4 protein-coding genes are annotated in these 25,128 nt (G+C 46.7%); 3 read left to right on the top strand and 1 reads right to left on the bottom strand.

Going from position 1 to position 25,128, the window contains the following annotated elements; all coding sequences use genetic code 11:
* Positions 1-38 precede the first annotated feature (38 nt).
* Genes ABH008_RS04895 through ABH008_RS04885 form a run of 3 tightly spaced genes read left to right on the top strand, consistent with a single transcriptional unit; the run spans position 39 to position 4,464 of the window.
* Positions 39-677 carry a methyltransferase domain-containing protein gene (locus ABH008_RS04895; protein ID WP_347988733.1) on the top strand — a complete coding sequence of 213 codons (639 nt, stop codon included), beginning with the start codon at positions 39-41 and terminating at the stop codon, positions 675-677.
* 58 nt (positions 678-735) lie between these two features.
* Complete coding sequence (locus ABH008_RS04890) at positions 736-1,461, top strand: glycosyltransferase family A protein (RefSeq protein ID WP_347988732.1); 726 nt, start codon at positions 736-738, stop codon at positions 1,459-1,461.
* 9 nt (positions 1,462-1,470) lie between these two features.
* Complete coding sequence (locus tag ABH008_RS04885) at positions 1,471-4,464, top strand: glycosyltransferase family 10 (protein ID WP_347988731.1); 2,994 nt, start codon at positions 1,471-1,473, stop codon at positions 4,462-4,464.
* 413 nt (positions 4,465-4,877) lie between these two features.
* Here ABH008_RS04885 and ABH008_RS04880 read toward each other — a convergent pair whose 3' ends face one another.
* On the bottom strand, positions 4,878-24,611 hold the full coding sequence (locus ABH008_RS04880; protein WP_347988730.1) for a hypothetical protein: 19,734 nt from the start codon (positions 24,609-24,611) through the stop codon (positions 4,878-4,880).
* Positions 24,612-25,128: the final 517 nt, after the last annotated feature.

Below are 25,128 nucleotides of genomic sequence, written 5' to 3'. Positions count from 1 at the left end.
GCAAAACTTCGCCAACCAATTAATAAAGTGAGACTAAAATGCCTGAGTTAGCCGATCTATCTCCACAATTTAAAAAGTTCCATTTAGGATGTGGAACCATCTTCATAAAAGGCTACTTAAATATTGGCTGGTGGACTCATCTGGGAGAAGATGCATTATATGCCAATCCCAATGGCGTAGCTGATACCTACCTGTATAATCACGATTTGGTTAAAGGCATTCCCGCAGCGGACAACAGCCTGGAAGTAGTCTATCATTCACACCTTCTGGAACATTTAAGTAACCTTGAAGGGATAGATTTTATTGCCGCTTGTTACCGAGTACTGCAACCAGGTGGTCTGTTACGTATTCTGGTTCCTGATTTGGAGCTATGGGCAAAAAACTATATCAATGGTAATCAGTTTTTTTTCGATGAATATCGCCGCTTGGGTTTAGAAAACAATTCCGATTTATATCCAACCAACGGGGCAGTTTTTATGGGCATGCTACATAATCATGGTCATAAAATGGGATACGACTTTGATACGTTGAAATCTGTTTTACAACAAGCGGGTTTTGAACGCATTCGCCGTACTATGGTACAGGATAGCGATCTACCCGATATTGTTGAAGTTGAGCCGTATTTCCCACTTAAAGCTTTGGAAAGTCTATGTATTGAGTGCTACAAGCCTACATAAACCCAGCGATTAATGCATTAATCGCTGCCCTTGTTTAAATTAAAAATTGGTCGCAATCATGGCAAAGCTTTCGATAATCAGCCACTACTATAATCATCCGCAAATGGTACTGGATCAAATAAAGTACTGGGAATCCCTTCCTGATAGTTTCTTGTCACAGGTAGAATTTGTACTAGTGGATGACTGCTCACAACAGATTCCTGAAATAAAACCGACTAAACTCAATCTAAAATTGTTTAAAGTAATTACAGATCTCCCCTGGAATCAGGCTGGTGCTCGTAATCTTGGGGCCTTTAATGCTAGCGGGGAATGGGCATTATTTTTTGATATAGACCAAAAGTTCTACTTCGAAGCCATGGAAAAAGTACTGCATAGTCTTAATACTTTGGATTCTATGACCATGTATTACATGCGCATCAAAGAATTAATTGATATCACAGTCAACCAATCCTTATTAAATCATCCGAATACTTTTTTAGTTAATTTGGCACAATTTAAAATTCATGGCATGTATGATGAAGATTTTGTCGGATTTTACGGCTATGAAGATTTATACATGCCTCAGGTTTGGGAAAAGAATGGTGGTAAACGGGTTGTTTTTACCGAAACCGACTTCTTCGAAGACATGGGCTTTGGCACCACTAATCTGAATCGGGATTTATCGCGCAATTTGGCGCTAGCACAGCAAAAACTAGCAGCAGGTTGTAAAAACTCTCCCGGTATACTTCGTTTCGAATGGAAACCCATCATTCATCCGCTTTCTTACAATGCGTCGGTAAACTGAGTAATCTACATGATCATTGTCAAAATAGTGGGTTCGCTTGCACAGCAATTAAGCCAATACGCGTTTGGGTGTGAATGTGCAAGACTATTAAATACCGAGCTTAAATTAGATACGCTATCAGCTATTGACGACAACATTGATCAGACTGTCTTAAGTCGCTTGTTTAGAGGGAATTACATAGCAAATAATCAGGAAATAGCCAACGCGAAATTGAATGGTATTATCAAAGAAGAGAGTCTATCGTTTGATCCAACAATTTTTACACGTATCCAAGATGGTATATATATCGATGGTACCTGGACTGACTTCCGTTATAGTGAACACAGTTTAAACACGCTACGTAGCAATATCCAGCCAGATTCGAATTTAGGTTCCGAGTATAACAAGCTACATATCGCAATGGATGCAAATAATTCGGTAGCCATTGACTTACGTCATGCTGCATATAATCAGCCGACATTTTCAAACACTTATATTGAAGATGCCTGCAAAGAAATGCTGCATCAGATTCCCAATGCACATTTTTTCGTATTCACCGATCAGTCAGAGCCACAATTTAAATCAGACTATGCATTTACAACGATTGTTTGTAAGTCTTCAGAAACTGAAGATAGTTATTTTCGATTAATACTGGCATGCCAACATCATATTGTGACTTACAATAGTCTCACTTATTGGGCTGCTCTACTCAATACTGAGACTGGCAAAGTGGTAATTGCTCCACAACAGGTATTTCAGCCTAACGATGCAGAGCTAAAAGTCAGATTCGGCATCGTTAAACAACCAATCTGGCCTCGTCATTGGTTGGTTTTGCCATCGCGGATTATCCAAACACCACCTACGTCACCCATAATTGGCGGTCGCAATTCAGGCAAACCTATCCGCGTCGGCGTATGGAATTATTATGAAGAAATCACACGCAATGGCTTCCTGTTTCACAACACAGAAGCTTCAATTGGTGCAAATCTGCTTAAGCCATGGTTAGACTTATACCAATATGGTCAAGCACACGGTTTTTCTTTCGTGACTCTCGACCAAATAAATAGTATTGACGAACTTGATGCGGTGCTCTTCATGGATAGACCTCGATCAGGTCATCCATTAATTGAAGCTCTGTTGGCAGCGAATATACAAAAATACCTACTACTTTATGAGTGTGAAGTAATCAAACCTGACAACTGGGACACTGAATATCACAAACAGTTTGATCGAATTTTTACCTGGAGCGATGTACATGTTGATGGGCGGCGCTATGTTAAGATCAATTTCGCCATTGATAATAATTCGCCCTACGACTTTGAGGTTCTGAAGAGCGCGTTTGAGCAACGTAAATTGGCTACTATCATTGCAGGAGCCAAACAATCTCACCATCCTAAGTCTCTCTATCCTGATCGAATTAGAACTATCGAATGGTTTCAGGCAAGCGCACCAAACGCTTTCGATCTTTATGGCGTAGGTTGGAATAGTGATTTATTTCCTAGCTACAGAGGAAAGGTGCAAGACAAACTGGCAACCCTATCCCAATATCGCTTTTCTATTTGTTATGAAAATGCCAAGCATATACCGGGCTATATTACCGAAAAATTGCTGGATTGTTTTCGTGCCGGAACGGTTCCAGTGTATGGTGGAGCGCCCAATATTGAACGCTGGATACCAAAGGACTGCTACATAGATATAGGTCAATTCCAGACCTACTTTCAGATGTATGAACATTTGGCATCCATGGATGCTGCCACGCATAGTGCTTATCTTGATCGCATCAGCAACTTTCTTGAAAGTGAGCAATCCTATCCATTTTCCACGGCATGCTTCATTTCCACGCTTACTGAGTTTATTGCCTGGGACGTACAAACCAGCCGTAATCAGATTCCACAGCTTTTGAGTTCAGCATCAATAGAGGCTACAAATTACTCAGGGGCAAGCTTGATTCAGAACCTGGATACCCTACATGTAGAAATAGAGACGTCACAACAACAAAAATCTGCATCTACTCTGGCGCGTCGTAAATCTTTTGAACAAGCAGGACGACCCGACCTGATTGTATACTTTACTTACGGTGAAGAATTGCCGGTATTTGTTCGTGCTCGAGCATTGTGGCAATTTTTTATTTCCCACTATCCTAATGTTCGAGCTATTTTCGTACGTGAAACAGAAAAACTGGAACGCGGCGAAGTTCAAGAAAACGGTTACGATTTGTTGATAGGAATTGGAGGTAATGAGTCACCTGAAACTCTTGAACGTAATGGTTATGCTGCTACGGGCATTTGGTCTGCAAATGAAAACAAACGCTGTATTTATCGACAAATGGCCATTTACGACTATCTGTTACGTACTCACGATAAACCCTTTTATGTCTATCAGGCCACTATCACTTCAGTAGTCGATTTTCGTGGTTTGTTCGCATTAATAGATTCTATGCCTACATCTGGTTGCTATGCCGGTATGCCCGGACGCTTGCAAACCCCAGTAGAATTAGAAGGATTGACTTTTGTGTGTGGAACTAACTCATTATTCTCGAGTGATATGCTGAAATTGATGCGTAATCGCTACGATCCTGGGCATGTCTATACCACATTACCTAATGACATTTGGCAGGCATTGATTCTTCAGGATTTTCAGCGCATTTCTATACCATTTTTTAGCTTTGTGAAACCGCGTAGCGATGTTGGTAAAAATAACATAGAGTTACTCACAAAACGCTTGTTACAAGAAGGTCACTTCCATTTTCGTGTCAAAACCACCAGTGCGGAAGCGGGTTACGCTTCCAGAGAAGACACCGATCCCTGGATTATGTTGATTGTCATGAAAGCCATTCTTGAAAGTCATCCTTCACCGCAAGCTAATCAACAACTGATAGATAAATTAGTTCAAAGTCTTGGGGCAGCCAATGGCAAGACTTTATCCGCTTTCAATGAGAATAACTTTTTTAACGTTCCACGCAATTTCCCTTTCAATGATCTTGAAGCTGAAATAATTTATCCTGATCTTGCCGACCGTCTTTAGACGCCTCAGTGACACTGATTTTTGTTTTAACTTGCAGAGTTTAAGTCGTTTCAATTAACTATAAGTATGAAAACTTAAACCTTATCCTTGCATAATTGGTATTGAGTAACGTCAACAACTAAGCGATTAATACTGTGCATTTTAAAACACAAAAATCACATTTTTTCCATGCTAAAACAAGCCAATTAAACCTACACCAACACATGTTTGGTAAATATTTCAAGGTCGACAAGCGGATTTCTTTACTAAAACAATCATCACGACTCGCTCAGTTTTTAAAAAACTGACATCAACTAACGCGAAGTAAAAACTAGCTAACTAAAACAAGTAAGCTTTCGTTAAAAAATCTATTTTAAATATCGCAAGTTTATACTCATGGCAAAGCCAATGCGGCCTTGCCATGAGTTATCCTATTAAGATTTACCGCCAGTAGTCAAAATACTCAGATCATTATGACCATGCATACCTGGTAAGGTGAGTGTGGTCGTCGTTACAACCCCTTGGTTAAGAACGCCTGCGTTAGCAATTGCATTACCATTAGCATCGAACATCTTCAGGGTATTCACTAAATCACCTAAGCTCGCTGATACCGGTGAAACTGCCAGTGATCCGCTTTCATTAGGCAGTCGATTCGGACTCGATGTGCCTGATCCAGCTGATTCTTCCTTAACAAAGGCAGTCATCACTTGCACTAACTCCTTAACTTGCGTCGTGAGAGCTTGACCACTACCGCCTTTACTGGTTAATGCGGCTATCTCAGTCGGTACTAATGCAACTGCCTGTGCTGATCCTAACACACTCACTTGATTGGTACTTAGTGCCGCAACCTGACTGGTCGTTAAGACAGCTACTTGCGTTGAAGTTAGACCATTAGCTATTTCATTGGTAGTCAATGCAGCAATTTGCGTAGTAGTCAAACTGCGAATATCTGTCGTAGTCAGGCTTGCAAACTGCGCAGTATTAAGCGCTGTTACTTGTGCTGTTGTCAAACTGACAATGTCAGCAGTTGTTAAGGCTCTTATCTGCTCCGTACTCAAACTCGCAATTTGACTAGTTGTCAAACTTGAGATTGATTGATTTGCATAGTTCACCAAGGAAACATCACCCATTTTAAAGGTTTTGCCTGTCACGGTCGTATAAGACGCTACCATCGTAATCCAGTTACCGTTATTCATCTCTGAAACAGCTGTTGAATCAAGATTTAGACTGGCTATACCTAGTGATGTTAAGGAATGTAACTGTCCATCGCTAGTCAATACCTTCAGACCGGAGAAACCCGTATCCTGATTGGTAATGACACCGTCGTGATTAGCATCCAGCGCAGCGAGTGCGGCAAAACCATCTGTAGCCGTTTGTCCATTAGGTAACACTGTTTTATTACCAAACAATTGGCTACCGTTAGTGATAGCCGTATCAGTAGGATCCCATACAAGTAATCCGCTGCCTGCTCCAACCCAGCCTGTATTGGTCGCTTGTCCAGAATTGTTTATATCAAACTTGACACCCGAACTAATACTTTGCGTATTGATGCCATTACCAGCCAAATCCAGCACTATCGGATCAGTCGCTGGAATCGCACCTATTTGAGAGGATGTCCAAGATTGAGTTTGAGTAGTGGTTAAAGTTTGATATTGCGAACTTGTCAGTACGGAAATTTCAGTCGTTGTCAATGCTGAAACCTCAGTCGATGTCAATGCCGCTATCTGACTTGTCGTTATGGCTATAAACTGACTAGTAGTCAAAGCGTCAATTTGGTCAGTGCTCAGTACAGAAACTTGTGCTGTAGTCAGTGACGCAACTTGTGCAGTGTTCAGAGAGGCAATTTGTACAGTGGTCAGGCCATTCGCGACTTCATTAGTACTTAAAGCTACAACTTGTGCTGTAGTCAACGACCTAATATCAGCCGTACTCAATGCGCTCAGTTGATCCGTGCTCAGTTTCACTAACTGACTAGTAGTCAAGGCTTGAGCCTGATTGGTAGTCAATATTGCTATCTGTGTAGTGGTCAGACCATTTGTCACTTCATTGGTCGTCAAAGCCGCTATTTGCGTCGTGCTCAGTGCTTGTATTTGCGCAGTGGTCAGACCATTAGCAATTTCGTCGGTGGTCAGCGCCGCGATTTGTGCCGTGGTCAGTGCGCGTACATCGGCAGTCGTCAATACTGCGATCTGATCTGTGGTCAGATTCACTAACTGACTGGTGGTCAAAGCACTGGCCTGACTGCTGGTCAACGCCGCTATTTGCGTGGTTGTTAAACCATTAGCCACTTGATTGGTGGTTAAGGCCGCAATTTGCGCCGTACTTAATGCGTGCAGATCAGCAGTGCTAACAGCCGCTATTTGATCGGTGGTCAGACTGATCAGCTGACTGGTGGTCAGCGCAGCCACTTGTAAAGTGGTTAGCGCCGCTATCAGGTCAGTACTCAGGCCATTGGCGATTTCTTTGGTGGTCAAGGCTGCGATTTGCGTGCTAGTCAAGACTTGTATTTGCGCAGTGGTTAGACCATTAGAAATTTCATCCGTCGTCAGCGCCGCTATTTGCGCGGTGGTCAGCGCTCGTACATCCGCGGTATTCAACGCCGCAATCTGATCAGTCGTCAGGTTCACCAACTGGCTGGTCGTCAATGCCGCTACCTGACTGCTGGTCAGTACTGCAATTTGATCGGTGGTTAAGCCATTCGCCACTTGATTGGTGGTCAAGGCGGCTATTTGCGCCGTGGTCAAATTACGTACATCCGCAGTACTCAACACCGCGACTTGATCGGTGGTCAGACTGATCAACTGGCTGGTGGTCAGCGCAGGTACTTGTACCGTGGTCAGTGCCGCTATCAGATCGGTGGTCAGACCATTGGCTATTTCTTTGGTGGTCAATGCCGCGATTTGCGTACTGGTCAACGCTTGTATTTGCGCAGTGGTTAGGCCATTAGCAATTTCATTGGTGGTCAGTGTAGCTATTTGCGCCGTGGTCAACGCTCTGACATCCGCCGTGCTCAATGCAGCGATTTGATCGGTACTCAAGTTAACCAACTGACTGGTGGTCAGCGCAACCACTTGCGCACTGTTCAGTGCGGCAATTTGGTCGGTGCTCAGGCCATTCGTCACTTGATTGGTGGTCAATGCAGCGAGTTGCAGCGTGGTGAGGGCGCGTACATCGGCAGTACTTAAGGATGACAACTGATCCGTACTCAAGCTGACTAACTGACTGGTCGTCAAACTGGTGAGCTGATTGGTGGTCAATGCCGCTATTTGCGCTGTACTCAGACCATTGGCAATTTCTTTAGTGGTTAAGGCCGCTATTTGCGTCGTGCTCAGTGCTTGTATTTGCGCAGTGGTCAGACCATTGGCAATTTCGTCGGTGGTCAGCGCCGCGATTTGTGCCGTGGTCAGTGCGCGTACATCGGCAGTCGTCAATACTGCGATCTGATCTGTGGTCAGATTCACTAACTGACTGGTGGTCAAAGCACTGGCCTGACTGCTGGTCAACGCCGCTATTTGCGTGGTTGTTAAACCATTAGCCACTTGATTGGTGGTTAAGGCCGCAATTTGCGCCGTACTTAATGCGTGCAGATCAGCAGTGCTAACAGCCGCTATTTGATCGGTGGTCAGACTGATCAGCTGACTGGTGGTCAGCGCAGCCACTTGTAAAGTGGTTAGCGCCGCTATCAGGTCAGTACTCAGGCCATTGGCGATTTCTTTGGTGGTCAAGGCTGCGATTTGCGTGCTAGTCAAGACTTGTATTTGCGCAGTGGTTAGACCATTAGAAATTTCATCCGTCGTCAGCGCCGCTATTTGCGCGGTGGTCAGCGCTCGTACATCCGCGGTATTCAACGCCGCAATCTGATCAGTCGTCAGGTTCACCAACTGGCTGGTCGTCAATGCCGCTACCTGACTGCTGGTCAGTACTGCAATTTGATCGGTGGTTAAGCCATTCGCCACTTGATTGGTGGTCAAGGCGGCTATTTGCGCCGTGGTCAAATTACGTACATCCGCAGTACTCAACACCGCGACTTGATCGGTGGTCAGACTGATCAACTGGCTGGTGGTCAGCGCAGGTACTTGTACCGTGGTCAGTGCCGCTATCAGATCGGTGGTCAGACCATTGGCTATTTCTTTGGTGGTCAATGCCGCGATTTGCGTACTGGTCAACGCTTGTATTTGCGCAGTGGTTAGGCCATTAGCAATTTCATTGGTGGTCAGTGTAGCTATTTGCGCCGTGGTCAACGCTCTGACATCCGCCGTGCTCAATGCAGCGATTTGATCGGTACTCAAGTTAACCAACTGACTGGTGGTCAGCGCAACCACTTGCGCACTGTTCAGTGCGGCAATTTGGTCGGTGCTCAGGCCATTCGTCACTTGATTGGTGGTCAATGCAGCGAGTTGCAGCGTGGTGAGGGCGCGTACATCGGCAGTACTTAAGGATGACAACTGATCCGTACTCAAGCTGACTAACTGACTGGTCGTCAAACTGGTGAGCTGATTGGTGGTCAATGCCGCTATTTGCGCTGTACTCAGACCATTGGCAATTTCTTTAGTGGTTAAGGCCGCTATTTGCGTCGTGCTCAGTGCTTGTATTTGCGCAGTGGTCAGACCATTGGCGATTTCGTCGGTGGTCAGCGCCGCGATTTGTGCCGTGGTCAGTGCGCGTACATCGGCAGTCGTCAATACTGCGATCTGATCTGTGGTCAGATTCACTAACTGACTGGTGGTCAAAGCACTGGCCTGACTGCTGGTCAACGCCGCTATTTGCGTGGTTGTTAAACCATTAGCCACTTGATTGGTGGTTAAGGCCGCAATTTGCGCCGTACTTAATGCGTGCAGATCAGCAGTGCTAACAGCCGCTATTTGATCGGTGGTCAGACTGATCAGCTGACTGGTGGTCAGCGCAGCCACTTGTAAAGTGGTTAGCGCCGCTATCAGGTCAGTACTCAGGCCATTGGCGATTTCTTTGGTGGTCAAGGCTGCGATTTGCGTGCTAGTCAAGACTTGTATTTGCGCAGTGGTTAGACCATTAGAAATTTCATCCGTCGTCAGCGCCGCTATTTGCGCGGTGGTCAGCGCTCGTACATCCGCGGTATTCAACGCCGCAATCTGATCAGTCGTCAGGTTCACCAACTGGCTGGTCGTCAATGCCGCTACCTGACTGCTGGTCAGTACTGCAATTTGATCGGTGGTTAAGCCATTCGCCACTTGATTGGTGGTCAAGGCGGCTATTTGCGCCGTGGTCAAATTACGTACATCCGCAGTACTCAACACCGCGACTTGATCGGTGGTCAGACTGATCAACTGGCTGGTGGTCAGCGCAGGTACTTGTACCGTGGTCAGTGCCGCTATCAGATCGGTGGTCAGACCATTGGCTATTTCTTTGGTGGTCAATGCCGCGATTTGCGTACTGGTCAACGCTTGTATTTGCGCAGTGGTTAGGCCATTAGCAATTTCATTGGTGGTCAGTGTAGCTATTTGCGCCGTGGTCAACGCTCTGACATCCGCCGTGCTCAATGCAGCGATTTGATCGGTACTCAAGTTAACCAACTGACTGGTGGTCAGCGCAACCACTTGCGCACTGTTCAGTGCGGCAATTTGGTCGGTGCTCAGGCCATTCGTCACTTGATTGGTGGTCAATGCAGCGAGTTGCAGCGTGGTGAGGGCGCGTACATCGGCAGTACTTAAGGATGACAACTGATCCGTACTCAAGCTGACTAACTGACTGGTCGTCAAACTGGTGAGCTGATTGGTGGTCAATGCCGCTATTTGCGCTGTACTCAGACCATTGGCAATTTCTTTAGTGGTTAAGGCCGCTATTTGCGTCGTGCTCAGTGCTTGTATTTGCGCAGTGGTCAGACCATTGGCAATTTCGTCGGTGGTCAGCGCCGCGATTTGTGCCGTGGTCAGTGCGCGTACATCGGCAGTCGTCAATACTGCGATCTGATCTGTGGTCAGATTCACTAACTGACTGGTGGTCAAAGCACTGGCCTGACTGCTGGTCAACGCCGCTATTTGCGTGGTTGTTAAACCATTAGCCACTTGATTGGTGGTTAAGGCCGCAATTTGCGCCGTACTTAATGCGTGCAGATCAGCAGTGCTAACAGCCGCTATTTGATCGGTGGTCAGACTGATCAGCTGACTGGTGGTCAGCGCAGCCACTTGTAAAGTGGTTAGCGCCGCTATCAGGTCAGTACTCAGGCCATTGGCGATTTCTTTGGTGGTCAAGGCTGCGATTTGCGTGCTAGTCAAGACTTGTATTTGCGCAGTGGTTAGACCATTAGAAATTTCATCCGTCGTCAGCGCCGCTATTTGCGCGGTGGTCAGCGCTCGTACATCCGCGGTATTCAACGCCGCAATCTGATCAGTCGTCAGGTTCACCAACTGGCTGGTCGTCAATGCCGCTACCTGACTGCTGGTCAGTACTGCAATTTGATCGGTGGTTAAGCCATTCGCCACTTGATTGGTGGTCAAGGCGGCTATTTGCGCCGTGGTCAAATTACGTACATCCGCAGTACTCAACACCGCGACTTGATCGGTGGTCAGACTGATCAACTGGCTGGTGGTCAGCGCAGGTACTTGTACCGTGGTCAGTGCCGCTATCAGATCGGTGGTCAGACCATTGGCTATTTCTTTGGTGGTCAATGCCGCGATTTGCGTACTGGTCAACGCTTGTATTTGCGCAGTGGTTAGGCCATTAGCAATTTCATTGGTGGTCAGTGTAGCTATTTGCGCCGTGGTCAACGCTCTGACATCCGCCGTGCTCAATGCAGCGATTTGATCGGTACTCAAGTTAACCAACTGACTGGTGGTCAGCGCAACCACTTGCGCACTGTTCAGTGCGGCAATTTGGTCGGTGCTCAGGCCATTCGTCACTTGATTGGTGGTCAATGCAGCGAGTTGCAGCGTGGTGAGGGCGCGTACATCGGCAGTACTTAAGGATGACAACTGATCCGTACTCAAGCTGACTAACTGACTGGTCGTCAAACTGGTGAGCTGATTGGTGGTCAATGCCGCTATTTGCGCTGTACTCAGACCATTGGCAATTTCTTTAGTGGTTAAGGCCGCTATTTGCGTCGTGCTCAGTGCTTGTATTTGCGCAGTGGTCAGACCATTGGCAATTTCGTCGGTGGTCAGCGCCGCGATTTGTGCCGTGGTCAGTGCGCGTACATCGGCAGTCGTCAATACTGCGATCTGATCTGTGGTCAGATTCACTAACTGACTGGTGGTCAAAGCACTGGCCTGACTGCTGGTCAACGCCGCTATTTGCGTGGTTGTTAAACCATTAGCCACTTGATTGGTGGTTAAGGCCGCAATTTGCGCCGTACTTAATGCGTGCAGATCAGCAGTGCTAACAGCCGCTATTTGATCGGTGGTCAGACTGATCAGCTGACTGGTGGTCAGCGCAGCCACTTGTAAAGTGGTTAGCGCCGCTATCAGGTCAGTACTCAGGCCATTGGCGATTTCTTTGGTGGTCAAGGCTGCGATTTGCGTGCTAGTCAAGACTTGTATTTGCGCAGTGGTTAGACCATTAGAAATTTCATCCGTCGTCAGCGCCGCTATTTGCGCGGTGGTCAGCGCTCGTACATCCGCGGTATTCAACGCCGCAATCTGATCAGTCGTCAGGTTCACCAACTGGCTGGTCGTCAATGCCGCTACCTGACTGCTGGTCAGTACTGCAATTTGATCGGTGGTTAAGCCATTCGCCACTTGATTGGTGGTCAAGGCGGCTATTTGCGCCGTGGTCAAATTACGTACATCCGCAGTACTCAACACCGCGACTTGATCGGTGGTCAGACTGATCAACTGGCTGGTGGTCAGCGCAGGTACTTGTACCGTGGTCAGTGCCGCTATCAGATCGGTGGTCAGACCATTGGCTATTTCTTTGGTGGTCAATGCCGCGATTTGCGTACTGGTCAACGCTTGTATTTGCGCAGTGGTTAGGCCATTAGCAATTTCATTGGTGGTCAGTGTAGCTATTTGCGCCGTGGTCAACGCTCTGACATCCGCCGTGCTCAATGCAGCGATTTGATCGGTACTCAAGTTAACCAACTGACTGGTGGTCAGCGCAACCACTTGCGCACTGTTCAGTGCGGCAATTTGGTCGGTGCTCAGGCCATTCGTCACTTGATTGGTGGTCAATGCAGCGAGTTGCAGCGTGGTGAGGGCGCGTACATCGGCAGTACTTAAGGATGACAACTGATCCGTACTCAAGCTGACTAACTGACTGGTCGTCAAACTGGTGAGCTGATTGGTGGTCAATGCCGCTATTTGCGCTGTACTCAGACCATTGGCAATTTCTTTAGTGGTTAAGGCCGCTATTTGCGTCGTGCTCAGTGCTTGTATTTGCGCAGTGGTCAGACCATTGGCAATTTCGTCGGTGGTCAGCGCCGCGATTTGTGCCGTGGTCAGTGCGCGTACATCGGCAGTCGTCAATACTGCGATCTGATCTGTGGTCAGATTCACTAACTGACTGGTGGTCAAAGCACTGGCCTGACTGCTGGTCAACGCCGCTATTTGCGTGGTTGTTAAACCATTAGCCACTTGATTGGTGGTTAAGGCCGCAATTTGCGCCGTACTTAATGCGTGCAGATCAGCAGTGCTAACAGCCGCTATTTGATCGGTGGTCAGACTGATCAGCTGACTGGTGGTCAGCGCAGCCACTTGTAAAGTGGTTAGCGCCGCTATCAGGTCAGTACTCAGGCCATTGGCGATTTCTTTGGTGGTCAAGGCTGCGATTTGCGTGCTAGTCAAGACTTGTATTTGCGCAGTGGTTAGACCATTAGAAATTTCATCCGTCGTCAGCGCCGCTATTTGCGCGGTGGTCAGCGCTCGTACATCCGCGGTATTCAACGCCGCAATCTGATCAGTCGTCAGGTTCACCAACTGGCTGGTCGTCAATGCCGCTACCTGACTGCTGGTCAGTACTGCAATTTGATCGGTGGTTAAGCCATTCGCCACTTGATTGGTGGTCAAGGCGGCTATTTGCGCCGTGGTCAAATTACGTACATCCGCAGTACTCAACACCGCGACTTGATCGGTGGTCAGACTGATCAACTGGCTGGTGGTCAGCGCAGGTACTTGTACCGTGGTCAGTGCCGCTATCAGATCGGTGGTCAGACCATTGGCTATTTCTTTGGTGGTCAATGCCGCGATTTGCGTACTGGTCAACGCTTGTATTTGCGCAGTGGTTAGGCCATTAGCAATTTCATTGGTGGTCAGTGTAGCTATTTGCGCCGTGGTCAACGCTCTGACATCCGCCGTGCTCAATGCAGCGATTTGATCGGTACTCAAGTTAACCAACTGACTGGTGGTCAGCGCAACCACTTGCGCACTGTTCAGTGCGGCAATTTGGTCGGTGCTCAGGCCATTCGTCACTTGATTGGTGGTCAATGCAGCGAGTTGCAGCGTGGTGAGGGCGCGTACATCGGCAGTACTTAAGGATGACAACTGATCCGTACTCAAGCTGACTAACTGACTGGTCGTCAAACTGGTGAGCTGATTGGTGGTCAATGCCGCTATTTGCGCTGTACTCAGACCATTGGCAATTTCTTTAGTGGTTAAGGCCGCTATTTGCGTCGTGCTCAGTGCTTGTATTTGCGCAGTGGTCAGACCATTGGCAATTTCGTCGGTGGTCAGCGCCGCGATTTGTGCCGTGGTCAGTGCGCGTACATCGGCAGTCGTCAATACTGCGATCTGATCTGTGGTCAGATTCACTAACTGACTGGTGGTCAAAGCACTGGCCTGACTGCTGGTCAACGCCGCTATTTGCGTGGTTGTTAAACCATTAGCCACTTGATTGGTGGTTAAGGCCGCAATTTGCGCCGTACTTAATGCGTGCAGATCAGCAGTGCTAACAGCCGCTATTTGATCGGTGGTCAGACTGATCAGCTGACTGGTGGTCAGCGCAGCCACTTGTAAAGTGGTTAGCGCCGCTATCAGGTCAGTACTCAGGCCATTGGCGATTTCTTTGGTGGTCAAGGCTGCGATTTGCGTGCTGGTCAACGCTTGTATTTGCGCAGTGGTTAGACCATTAGAAATTTCATCCGTCGTCAGCGCCGCTATTTGCAAAGTATTTAGCCCACGAACATTGGCAGTACTGAGAGCAGCAACCTGATCTGTACTTAAGTTAATTAATTGGCTGGTTGTCAAAGCGGCTAATTGTATGCTTGTCAAAGCAGCAATTTGTGCTGTTGTCAAACCATTCGCTATTTCATTAGTAGTTAAGGCAGCAATCTGAGCAGTAGTCAAAGCACGAACATCATTAGTACTCAATGATGAAAGCTGATCTGTAGTCAAGCTCACTAACTGGCTGGTTGTCAAGCTAGTCAGCTGATTGGTAGTCAGAGCAGCAATTTGCGCAGTAGTCAGTCCATTCGCCACTTCATTTGTGGTCAAAGCCGCGATTTGCGTACTGGTCAACGCTTGTATTTGCGCAGTGGTCAGACCATTAGCAATTTCAGAACTACTCAAACTCGCCACTTGTGCGGTAGTAAGAGCTCTTATATCAAGCGTACTTAATGCTGCTAACTGATCTGTGGTGAGGTTTACCACTTGACTGGTAGTCAAAGCTACGACCTGATTACTGGTTAATGCAGCAATTTGTGTTGTAGTTAGGCCATTTGCTACTTTATTGGTGGTCAACGCAGCGAGTTGCAACGTGGTTAGGGCGCGTACATCGGCAGTACTTAAGGATGACAACTGATCAGTACTCAAGCTGACTAACTGACTGGTAGTTAAACTGGTGAGCTGATTGGTGGTCAATGCAGCAATCTGCGCGGTAGTTAGCCCATTAGCCACATCATTAGTACTTAAAGCAGCTATTTGTGCTGTACTTAAAGCGGCAATTTGCGCAGTAGTAAAGCCATTCGCAATTTCATTAGTACTCAAAGCGGCTACTTGCGCTGTTGTCAGAGCGCGAACATCGGCAGTCGTCAACACTGCGATCTGATCAGTGGTCAGATTCACTAACTGACTGGTGGTCAAAGCACTGGCCTGACTGCTGGTCAACGCGGCTATTTGCGTGGTTGTTAAACCATTGGCCACTTGATTGGTGGTTAAGGCCGCAATTTGCGCCGTACTTAATGCTCGTAGATCAACAGTGCTAACAGCCGCTATTTGATCGGTGGTCAAACTGATCAATTGACTGGTGGTCAGCGCAGCCACTTGTAATGTAGTCAGTGCCGCTATCAGGTCAGTGCTCAGACCATTGGCTATTTCTTTGGTGGTCAAGGCTGCGATTTGCGTGCTGGTCAAGGCTTGAATTTGCGCAGTGGTCAGACCATTGGCTATTTCATCGGTGGTCAATGCTGCAATTTGTGCAGTTGTGAGCGCACGTATATCTGTGGTAGTCAATGAGGCAATCTGATCTGTACCAAGATTAATCAGCTGATTGGTAGTCAAGGCTGCTGCCTGGTTGCTAGTAAGAGCTGCAATCTGCATCGTTGTCAGGCCATTTGCCACATCATTAGTGGTTAAGGCCGCAATTTGCGCAGTAGTCAATGCTCGCAAGGCGGTTGTGCTCAACGATGACAATTGATCAGTACTCAGGCTCACTAACTGATTAGTCGTCAAACTGGTTAGCTGACTACTAGTTAAGGCAGCAATCTGAGTTGTAGTTAGACCATTTGCAATTTCATTAGTCGTCAAAGCGGCAATTTGTGTAGTGGTTAATGCTGCAATCTGTGCAGTACTGAGACCATTCGCAATTTCGTTGGTTGTTAATGATGCAATTTGGGCTGTAGTCAGTGCACGTAGTTCAGCTGTACTCATTACAATCAATTGATCTGCAGTAAATGCAGTCAAATTTGCCAATTGGCTAGTAGTCAAGGCAGCGATTTGTGTAGTCGTCAACGCGGCTATTTGTGTCGTGGTTAGACCGTTAGCAATTTCATTGGTGGTTAAAGCCTGAATTTGTGAGGTTGTTAATGCTCTTAGAGCTTGAGTATTCAAAACAGCCAACTGGTTAGTGGTCAAATTAATCAGCTGGGCTGTCGTTAAGGCAGGAACTTGAATACTTGTTAAAGCAGCTATTTGTGTCGTTGATAGACCATTCGCTATTTCATTAGTAGTCAGAGCGGCAATTTGCGTAGAAGTTAAGGCGACAATCTGTGCCGAAGTTAAACCATTCGCTATTTCATTAGTAGTCAGAGCGGCAATTTGCGCTGTAGTCAGACTATGCACATCCGTGGTTGTAAGCGCAATGATTTGATCCGTAGTCAAATTAGCTACTTGACTGGTGGTTAAGGCTGCTGCCTGACTACTGGTGAGTGCAGCAATTTGTGCAGTAGTTAAACCATTGGCAATTTGATTGGTAGTCAACGCGGCAATTTGCGCAGTACTTAAAGCGCGTAAGTCTGCTGTACTCAGCCCAGCTAATTGGTCTGTAGTAAGAGACATCAACTGACTGCTGGTTAAACCCGGTACCTGTGAACTGGTGATGGCTGCAATTTGTGCAGTTGATAAACCGTTGGCAATTTCATTAGTGGTTAAAGCCGCAATTTGAGTTGTGGTTAAAGCCGCAATTTGTGCGGTGGTCAAACCATTTGCAATTTGATCAGTTGTTAGCGCCGCAAATTGAGCGGTGGTCAATGCACGTAGTAAAGAAGTCGTTAATGATGCTACCTGATCAGTACTTAGTTTAATCAACTGACTGGTGGTAAGAGCGCTGGCCTGACTGCTAGTTAGCGCTGCAATTTGCGCCGTAGTCAAACCACTGGCGATTTCATTGGTGGTTAAGGCAGCAATTTGCGCAGTACTTAAAGCGCGTAAGTCTGCTGTACTCAACACTGCTATTTGATCGGTAGTCAGTGACACCAATTGACTGGTGGTTAAAGCAGCTACTTGTGCGCTGGTAATGGCAGCGATTTGTGCAGTTGACAATCCATTAGCAATTTCGTTGGTGGTTAAGGCGGCAATTTGCGTAGTAGTCAAGGCCGCAATTTGCGCCGTAGTTAGGCCATTCGCAACTTCATTGGTCGTCAGTGCAGCGATTTGCGCGGTGGTCAAAGCACGTAGCACCGAAGTACTCAATGCCGCAACCTGATCGGTAGTCAGTTTTATTAACTGACTGGTTGTCAAAGCGGCTATCTGGTTGCTTGTCAGTGCTGCAAATTGTGAGCTCGTTAAGCCATTGGCAATTTCATTGGTGGTCAGAGCTGCAATTTGCGTAGTCGTTAAAGCCCGTAAGTCTCCCGTACTCAGCACCGCTATCTGATCCGTAGTCAGAGTAGTCAACTGACTGGTGGTTAAAGCGGACACTTGTACGCTAGTAATCGCTGCAATTTGCGCAGTTGACAATCCATTGGCGATTTCATTAGTCGTTAATGCTGCAATTTGCGTAGTAGTCAATGCCGCAATTTGCGCCGTAGTAAGACCATTGGCGATTTCATCGGTTGTTAGAGCCGCAATTTGGGCGGTAGTTAAAGCGCGCACAACCGAAGTACTCAATGCAGCAATCTGATCGGTAGTCAACTTGACTAACTGACTGGTGGTCAAAGCCGCTGCTTGAGTGCTAGTTAATGCCGCAACTTGCGCGGTAGTCAAACCGTTGGCGATTTCGTTGGTGGTCAAAGCGGCAATTTGCGCAGTACTTAAAGCGCGTAAGTCTGCTGTACTCAACACTGCTATTTGATCCGTAGTCAGTGACACCAATTGACTGGTGGTTAAAGCCGCTACCTGTGTGCTGGTAATGGCTGCAATTTGTGCAGTTGACAAGCCATTGGCAATTTCATTAGTGGTTAAGGCTGCAATTTGCGTAGTAGTCAAGGCTGCAATTTGCGCACTGGTCAGGCCATTTCCTATTTCATCGGTGGTTAGAGCCGCAATTTGGGCGGTGGTCATCGCACGAACAACCGAGGTGCTCAATGCTGCAACCTGATCGGTCGTCAGTTTAATGAGCTGACTGGTCGTCAAAGCAGCTACCTGATTGCTGGTCAATGCCGCAATTTGTGCAGTAGTCAAACCATTGGCAATTTCATTGGTGGTTAAGGCAGCAATTTGCGCAGTACTTAAAGCGCGTAAGTCTGCTGTACTCAGTACGGCTATTTGATCGGTAGTCAGTGACACCAATTGACTGGTGGTTAAAGCAGGTACCTGTACACTGGTAATGGCTGCGATTTGTGCCGTTGACAGACCATTAGCAATTTCGTTGGTGGTTAAGGCGGCAATTTGTGCTGTCGTTAACGCGGCAATTTGTGCCGTAGTTAGGCCATTGGCAACCTCATCAGTCGTCAAGGCTGCGAATTGCGCTGTGGTTAAAGCACGAATTAAAGCGGTGCTCAATACGGCAACCTGGTCGGTAGTCAATTTGACTAACTGACTGGTGGTCAAGGCACTGGCCTGATTGCTGGTCAATGCGGCTATTTGCGTGGTGGTCAAACCGTTGGCAATTTGGTTGGTCGTAAAAGCAGCAATTTGGTTAGTGGTTAAAGCGCGTAAGTCTCCGCTACTCAGCACCGCGATCTGATCTGTAGTCAGCGTAATTAACTGACTGGTGGTTAAGGCAGGTGCTTGCACACTGGTAATCGCCGCTATTTGCGCGGTTGATAAACCATTGGCGATTTCGTTGGTGGTTAAGGCGGCAATTTGCGTGGTGGTCAAAGCTGCAATTTGCGCAGTGGTCAAACCATTGGTTATTTCATCGGTCGTCAACGCTGCAAATTGTGCAGTGGTTAAGGCGCGTATAACCGAAGTACTCAATGCAGCAATCTGATCGGTAGTCAACTTGACTAACTGACTGGTGGTCAAAGCCGCTGCTTGAGTGCTAGTTAATGCCGCAACTTGCGCGGTAGTCAAACCGTTGGCGATTTCGTTGGTGGTCAAAGCGGCAATTTGCGCAGTACTTAAAGCGCGTAAGTCTGCTGTACTCAACACTGCTATTTGATCCGTAGCCAGTGACACCAATTGACTGGTGGTTAAAGCCGCTACCTGTGTGCTGGTAATGGCTGCAATTTGTGCAGTTGACAAGCCATTGGCAATTTCATTAGTGGTTAAGGCTGCAATTTGCGTAGTAGTCAAGGCTGCAATTTGCGCACTGGTCAGGCCATTTCCTATTTCATCGGTGGTTAGAGCCGCAATTTGGGCGGTGGTCATCGCACGAACAACCGAGGTGCTCAATGCTGCAACCTGATCGGTCGTCAGTTCAATGAGCTGACTGGTCGTCAAAGCAGCTACCTGATTGCTGGTCAATGCCGCAATTTGTGCAGTAGTCAAACCATTGGCAATTTCATTGGTGGTTAAGGCAGCAATTTGCGCAGTACTTAAAGCGCGTAAGTCTGCTGTACTCAGTACGGCTATTTGATCGGTAGTCAGTGACACCAATTGACTGGTGGTTAAAGCAGGTACCTGTACACTGGTAATGGCTGCGATTTGTGCCGTTGACAGACCATTAGCAATTTCGTTGGTGGTTAAGGCGGCAATTTGTGCTGTCGTTAACGCGGCAATTTGTGCCGTAGTTAGGCCATTGGCAACCTCATCAGTCGTCAAGGCTGCGAATTGCGCTGTGGTTAAAGCACGAATTAAAGCGGTGCTCAATACGGCAACCTGATCGGTAGTCAATTTGACTAACTGACTGGTGGTCAAGGCACTGGCCTGATTGCTGGTCAATGCGGCTATTTGCGTGGTGGTCAAGCCGTTGGCAATTTGGTTGGTCGTTAAAGCGGCAATTTGGTTGGTGGTTAAAGCGCGTAAATCTCCGCTACTCAGCACCGCGATCTGATCTGTAGTCAGCGTAATTAACTGACTGGTGGTTAAGGCAGGTGCTTGCACACTGGTAATCGCCGCTATTTGCGCGGTTGATAAACCATTGGCGATTTCGTTGGTGGTTAAGGCGGCAATTTGCGTGGTGGTCAAAGCTGCAATTTGCGCAGTGGTCAAACCATTGGTTATTTCATCGGTCGTCAACGCTGCAAATTGTGCAGTGGTTAAGGCGCGTATAACCGAAGTACTCAATGCAGCAATCTGATCGGTAGTCAACTTGACTAACTGACTGGTGGTCAAAGCCGCTGCCTGATTACTGGTCAGCGCGGCAATCTGCGCAGTCGTCAAACCATTCGCTACTTCATTGGTGGTCAATGCTGCAATTTGCGCAGTCGTCAAAGAGCGCACATCTGTGGTGCTTAGCGATGATAGCTGATCAGTAGTTAGACTTACTAACTGACTAGTACTTAATGCGATAAGTTGACTACTAGTGAGCGCAGCAATTTGTGCAGTGGACAAGCCATTGGCTATTTCATTGGTGGTTAAGGCGGCAATTTGCGTTGTTGTCAAAACCTGAATTTGAGCAGTAGTCAAACCATTTGCCACTTGATCTGTTGTCAAAGCAGCGACTTGTGCGGTGGTCAAACTACGTATGTCTGAGGTATTTAATACTGCTATTTGATCGGTAGTTAATTTAACTAACTGGCTGGTAGTCAATGCTGCAACCTGACTGCTAGTGAGTGCAGCAATTTGCGCTGTTGTTAAACCGTTAGCAATTTCATTAGTCGTTAACGCGGCAATTTGAGTCGTACTCAAAGCGCGCAGATCACCGGTACTCAATACAGCCAATTGATCTGTAGTTAGAGATACCAACTGACTAGTGGTTAAGGCAGGTACCTGAATACTGGTTAAAGCGGCGATCTGAGTTGTTGACAGACCGTTGGCAATTTCATTGGTGGTTAAAGCCGCAATTTGCGCGGTGGTTAAAGCCGCAATTTGTGCTGAAGTTAAGCCATTAGCAATTTCATTGGTAGTTAGCGCTGCGAACTGTGCAGTAGTTAAAGCACGCAACACAGATGTACTCAACGCGGCAACCTGATCCGTAGTCAGTTTAATTAATTGGCTAGTCGTCAAAGCCGCTGCCTGACTGCTAGTTAATGCTGCAACTTGTGCAGTCGTCAAACCATTGGCAATTTCATTAGTGGTTAAGGCCGCAATTTGCGTAGTCGTTAATGCACGTAGGTCTCCGGTACTTAACACAGCCAATTGGTCTGTGGTCAGAGCCACTAACTGACTAGTCGTTAAGGCGGGTACCTGTACACTGGTAATGGCAGCGATTTGTGCCGTTGAAAGACCATTGGCGATTTCGTTGGTGGTTAAGGCCGCAATTTGCGTGGTGGTCAAAGCCGCAATTTGCGCAGTGGTCAAACCATTGGTTATTTCATCGGTCGTCAACGCTGCAAATTGTGCAGTGGTTAAGGCGCGCACTACCGAAGTACTTAATGCAGCAATCTGATCGGTAGTCAACTTGACTAACTGACTGGTGGTCAAAGCCGCTGCCTGATTACTGGTCAGCGCGGCAATCTGCGCAGTCGTCAAACCATTCGCTACTTCATTGGTGGTCAATGCTGCAATTTGCGCAGTCGTCAAGGAGCGCACATCGGTGGTGCTTAGCGATGATAGCTGATCGGTAGTCAGACTTACTAACTGACTAGTACTTAATGCGATAAGTTGACTACTAGTGAGCGCAGCAATTTGTGCAGTGGACAAGCCATTGGCTATTTCATTGGTGGTTAAGGCGGCAATTTGCGTTGTTGTCAAAACCTGAATTTGAGCAGTAGTCAAACCATTTGCCACTTGATCTGTTGTCAAAGCAGCGACTTGTGCGGTGGTCAAACTACGTATGTCTGAGGTATTTAATACTGCTATTTGATCGGTAGTTAATTTAACTAACTGGCTGGTAGTCAATGCTGCAACCTGACTGCTAGTGAGTGCAGCAATTTGCGCTGTTGTTAAACCGTTAGCAATTTCATTAGTCGTTAACGCGGCAATTTGAGTCGTACTCAAAGCGCGCAGATCACCGGTACTTAATACAGCCAATTGATCTGTAGTTAGAGATACCAACTGGCTAGTGGTTAAGGCAGGTACCTGGATACTGGTTAAAGCGGCGATCTGAGTTGTTGACAGACCGTTGGCAATTTCATTGGTGGTTAAAGCCGCAATTTGCGTAGTAGTCAAGGCCGCAATTTGTGTACTGGTAAGGCCATTTGCTATTTCATCGGTAGTCAACGCTGCAAACTGCGCAGTAGTTAAAGCACGCAGTACTGACGTGCTCAAAGCAGCCACCTGATCGGTAGTCAATTTAATTAGCTGACTAGTTGTCAACGCCGAGGCTTGGCTGCTGGTTAGAGCCGCAATTTGTGAGGAGGTTAGTCCATTTGCCACTTCATTAGTGGTCAAAGCTGCAATTTGTGCAGTGGTTAAAGCACGTACATCAGTAGTGCTCAATGATGATAACTGATCGGTAGTTAGATTTACTAATTGACTAGTATTCAATGCAATAAGTTGACTACTGGTTAAGGCCGCAACTTGACTAGTTGATAAACCTTTGGCAATTTGATTGGTGGTGAGAGCTGCAATTTGCGTCGTAGTCAAAACGGCTATTTGTGCCGTCGTCAGACCATTTGCCACCTGATCAGTAGTTAAGGCGGCTATTTGCGCGGTAGTCAAATTACGAAAATCTGTGGTATTTAATGCTGCAACCTGATCCGTAGTCAATTTAACTAACTGACTAGTGGTTAATGATGCCGCTTGACTGCTGGTGAGCGCTGCGACTTGCGTAGTTGTCAAACCGTTGGCAATTTCATTGGTCGTTAACGCCGCAATTTGCGCAGTCGTTAATACACGTAGGTCTGAGGTACTTAACGCAGCCAATTGATCTGTGGTCAGTGAAACTAACTGATTAGTCGTTAAAGCAGGAACCTGAGCACTGGTCAGCGCTGCAATTTGGGCGGTGGTTAAACCATTGGCAATTTCATTGGTGGTTAAGGCAGCAATCTGCGCGCTAGTCAAAACGGCAATTTGTGCAGTCGTTAAACCATTAGCGATTTGATTAGTAGTCAAAGCTGCAATTTGGGCAGTACTGAGAGCGCGCACATCAGTCGTATTTAGTACCGCCACTTGATCAGTACTCAGATTGATTAACTGGCTGGTAGTCAAGGCTGCTGCCTGACTACTGGTCAATGCTGTAATCTGCAAAGTGGTTAAACCATTTGCCACTTCATTAGTAGTTAAAGCCGCAATTTGCGCGGTGCTCAAAGCACGCACATCGGAGGTACTCAAAGAGGATAATTGATCGGTGGTCAAATTAACTAACTGACTGGTGGTTAGGCTGATTAACTGATTACTGGTTAACGCGCCGATTTGCGCGGTGGATAAACCTTTGGCAATTTGATTAGTCGTTAAAGCCGCAATTTGCGTAGTAGTCAATGCGACTATTTGCGCGGTGGTCAAGCCACTCGCTATTTCATCGGTAGTCAAAGCAGCTATCTGAGCCGTAGTCAAACTACGTATATCTGTAGTGTTTAGGGCTGCTATCTGATCTGTGGTTAATTTGATCAACTGACTGGTGGTTAATGATGCCGCCTGACTACTGGTGAGCGCTGCGACTTGCGTAGTTGTCAAACCATTCGCAATTTCATTGGTCGTTAACGCAGCAATTTGCGAGGTACTTAATGCGCGTAGGTCAGTTGTACTAATCGCCGCTACCTGATCTGTAGTCAGACTCAGTAATTGACTGGTGGTTAGGGCCGCAATCTGAGTACTGGTTAATGCCGCGATTTGAGCAGTAGTTAAGCCATTCGCAATTTCATTGGTGGTTAAGGCCGCGATTTGAGCGGTGGTCAAAACTGCTATTTGTGTGCTGGTCAAGCCGTTGGCAATCTGATCGGTAGTCAAAGCTGCAATTTGCGCAGTGGTCAAATTACGAAAGTCTGATGTGCTTAGCGCTGCCACTTGGTCAGTACTCAAGTTAATTAACTGGTTGGTAGTCAGTGCCGCCGCCTGATTACTGGTCAGCACGGCAATTTGTGTTGTGGTTAGACCATTAATTACTTGATCAGTGGTCAAGGCGGCAATTTGTTTAGTAGTAAGCGCTCGTATATCAGCTGTATTTAAAACTGCCAATTGATCGGTGGTTAAAAATGGCATTTGAGTCGTTGTCAGTCCATTTGCAATATCATTAGTTGTGAGTGCGGCAATTTGTGTAGTGGTTAGTGCTCGTAAATCGTTTGTAGTAATAGCTGCAACCTGGTCTGTAAGCAAGACCGATATTTGCTGGGTGGTGAAGTTCATGATCTGCGCTGTTGTCAATCCAGCGATCTGTTTTGTAGATACATTGCCAAGCTGAGCAGTGGTTATGCTCGGAATTTGCGCAGTTGTATAACCGTCAATAATAAAATTGCTTGCCATGCCATCACCTATTCAATTTTGATTTTTTTTCCTTTAATGCAGGACCTTTCCCGACACTAAACTTAAAATATGCTTACTTCCAAAAAACATCACAATTCCCTGTGAGCAGGGAGTCCGGTCTACTATTACCAAAGATTTTTAGCTATTAAAGTATAATTCAATAAAATTATTAAATATGTTAATACGCTCACACACACCTCATACAAGCCAAGGTGACAACAAAAAACAAACCCATAAAAACAAACACTTAAATAAAAAAATACCAATAACATCTATAACGATGTTTTTTCTAAAAATATGAGCTAGCCCACAAAAGCATAATTACATCACTTGATTTTTATTGACTAGCAAATGCAATGTTAACCATTGCTTTAGCTTGCACATTGTTTCAATAATTGAAAACATCAAACACTGCAATGCAATTATTTACGGCTAATTGCTAGAAATACAGGCGTTGTTAACAAATGCGTCCACAGCCAGAAAACCAACATTCGTCGCCACACAACGCTTAACAACT

The sequence above is a fragment of the Methylomonas sp. AM2-LC genome (assembly GCF_039904985.1).
Taxonomy (GTDB): Bacteria; Pseudomonadota; Gammaproteobacteria; order Methylococcales; family Methylomonadaceae; genus Methylomonas.
Note: the sequence above shows the minus strand (reverse complement) of the source record. Positions and strands in the feature narration are given on the sequence as shown.

What these genes read in the sequence shown, in the direction of transcription:
- ABH008_RS04880 (WP_347988730.1), bottom strand. Translation starts at nt 24,611, where the DNA reads ATGGCAAGCAATTTTATTATTGACGGTTATACAACTGCGCAAATTCCG.
- ABH008_RS04895 (WP_347988733.1), top strand. Translation starts at nt 39, where the DNA reads ATGCCTGAGTTAGCCGATCTATCTCCACAATTTAAAAAGTTCCATTTA.
- ABH008_RS04885 (WP_347988731.1), top strand. Translation starts at nt 1,471, where the DNA reads ATGATCATTGTCAAAATAGTGGGTTCGCTTGCACAGCAATTAAGCCAA.
- ABH008_RS04890 (WP_347988732.1), top strand. Translation starts at nt 736, where the DNA reads ATGGCAAAGCTTTCGATAATCAGCCACTACTATAATCATCCGCAAATG.